The organism is Mesorhizobium sp. M7A.F.Ca.CA.002.04.1.1 (assembly GCF_004022805.1).
Taxonomy (GTDB): domain Bacteria; phylum Pseudomonadota; class Alphaproteobacteria; order Rhizobiales; family Rhizobiaceae; genus Mesorhizobium; species Mesorhizobium ciceri.
The window spans coordinates 1-2,275 of sequence record NZ_RZPL01000840.1 but is presented as its reverse complement, the minus strand read 5'-3'; the positions used below and the strand labels follow the sequence as shown (position 1 = coordinate 2,275).

The 2,275-nt window shown below is 63.0% G+C and carries 2 protein-coding genes; one reads left to right on the top strand and one right to left on the bottom strand.

Annotated elements, in window-relative coordinates:
• Positions 1–126 precede the first annotated feature (126 nt).
• Positions 127–1,383 (top strand): D-amino acid dehydrogenase, encoded by a 1,257-nt coding sequence (locus ENZ75_RS29245; RefSeq protein ID WP_013529082.1) that lies wholly within the window; start codon positions 127–129, stop codon positions 1,381–1,383.
• Positions 1,384–1,387: 4 nt separating this feature from the next.
• Here the strand turns inward: ENZ75_RS29245 and ENZ75_RS29240 are convergent.
• On the bottom strand, positions 1,388–2,275 hold an 888-nt coding region (locus tag ENZ75_RS29240), incomplete at its 5' end, for a phosphatidylserine/phosphatidylglycerophosphate/cardiolipin synthase family protein (protein WP_164888094.1).

The window sequence follows — 2,275 nt, the reverse complement described above, 5'->3', positions numbered from 1 at the left end:
GGCGTGAACAGGCAACACTGCATGATCTCGAAAATCGGCATCGATTTTCGCCGGGGATCATGCGCAAATCGGAATGCGCCGCGTCCAGGCGTCCTCAAGGGCGTGCGACGCGGCAAGGAGTAAACGATGAAGATCATGGTGCTGGGCGGCGGCGTCATCGGAGTGACCACGGCGTACTTTCTCGCCGAGGCCGGCCACGAGGTGACGGTTCTCGACCGCCAGAAAGGCCCGGCGCTGGAAACCAGCTTCGCCAATGCCGGCGAAATTTCGCCCGGCTACGCCTCGCCCTGGGCCGGGCCCGGCATTCCGCTGAAGGCGATCAAATGGCTGCTGATGAAGCATGGCCCGCTGGTGGTGCGGCCGGCCTTCGATCCGCATATGTGGACATGGCTCATCAAGATGCTGCGCAACTGCACGGCCGAGCGCTATGCGATCAACAAGGCGCGCATGGTGCCGCTGGCCGAATACAGCCGCGATACGCTCAAGGCGCTGCGCGAAGCGACCGGCATCGCCTATGACGAGCGGACCCAGGGCACGCTGCAGCTGTTCCGGACGCAAAAGCAGCTTGACGGCACCGGCGGCGATGTCGAGGTGCTGAAGAAGTATGGCGTGCCTTACGAGATCCTCGACCAGGACGGTTGCATCGCGGCTGAGCCTGGCCTTGCCGGGGTGCGCGAAAAGTTCGTCGGCGGCCTCAGGCTGCCGCACGACGAGACCGGCGACTGCAAGATGTTCACCGACAGGCTGGCCGAACTCTGTGTGGCCCGTGGCGTCAAGTTCGAGTACGACGTGACGATCTGGCGCGTCATCCGCAGCCGCAACCGCATTGCCAATCTCAGCACCAGCAAGGGCTGGAAGACCGCCGACGCCTATGTGATGGCGCTGGGCAGTTATTCGGCGGGTTTCATGCGCCGAGTGAAGCGGCCGATCCCGGTCTATCCGGTCAAGGGCTATTCGATCACCGTGCCGATCAAGGACGCGGCGGCGGCGCCGGTCTCGACGGTGATGGACGAGACCTACAAGGTGGCGATCACCCGGCTTGGCGACCGCATCCGGGTTGGCGGTACGGCCGAGATTTCCGGCTTCGACCTCAGGCTGCACGAATCGCGGCGGCGCACGCTGGAACACTCGGTCGGCGATCTCTTTCCTGGCGCCGGCGCGATGCGGGACGCGACGTTCTGGTGCGGGCTGCGGCCGATGACGCCGGATGGTCCGCCGCTGATCGGCCGCACCGAGCTTTCCAATCTCTATCTCAACACCGGCCACGGCACGCTCGGCTGGACCATGGCTTGCGGCTCGGGCAAGGTGCTGGCCGACATCATCTCCAACCGGGTGCCTGACATCGACGTCCGCGACCTCGCGCAGGAGCGCTATCTGCGCTAGAGAGTCAGAACGCCTGCCGGACCCAGTCCTCGTCGAAAAGCAGCCGGTAGGCCCACGGGATCGTCACATTGGTGGCGACCGGTTTGGAGTGGGCGACATAGTCGTCATAGATCGGCTTCATCCTGGTGTAGAAGGCCGGATCGAGCACCATCATGCCGTTCTCACTGTCGTGGAAGAAGCTGCGGTTGTTGAGGTTGACCGACGAGATGGCGACCAGCCTTTCGTCGATCATCATGATCTTGGAATGCAGCACCACGTCAGGCGCCTTGAACTCGCGGATGTTGATGCGATCGCCATATTTCTCGACAAACAGCTTGTTGAGCGCGGTGAGAAACTTGCCGCCGATATCGCCCTTGAGATCGATGCGGCCGACAATGTCGATCCTGACGCCGCGGGCGAGCGCCCGGTCAACAGCCTGGGCAAGCTTGGGCGTCAGGTTGAGGTAGGGATTAACGATCTGGATATGGTGCTGGGCGGCGTCGACCAACTCGACGAAATAGTCCTCCAGCGCATGGCCATCCTCGTAAGGCACCGAAATGAAGTGTCGTGCCGTGCCTGAAGGACGGGCGCCGTCGGACCGGACCGGAATGGAGAAGGGGCGCGCCAGATTGGTGTCGGCGTCGCGCAGCCACACTGTCGAAAGATGCGCGGCAAGGGTCTCGACCGTGGCCGGATCGGCGAACTCGATGTCGAAGTCGCTCCAGTTCGAATAGTAGTTCAGCGACAACCCGTCGGTCTTGCCGTATTGCTCAAGGTCTGGATAGCGCGACAGATCGATCGGCTGGTGGAACAGGAAGCCGTCATGGATGTTGCGGCCGCCGATGATGGCGCGCGACCGCCGTGGATCGTCGGCAAGCGTCGCCAGCATCTTGACGTGATGGACCTTGTGCAA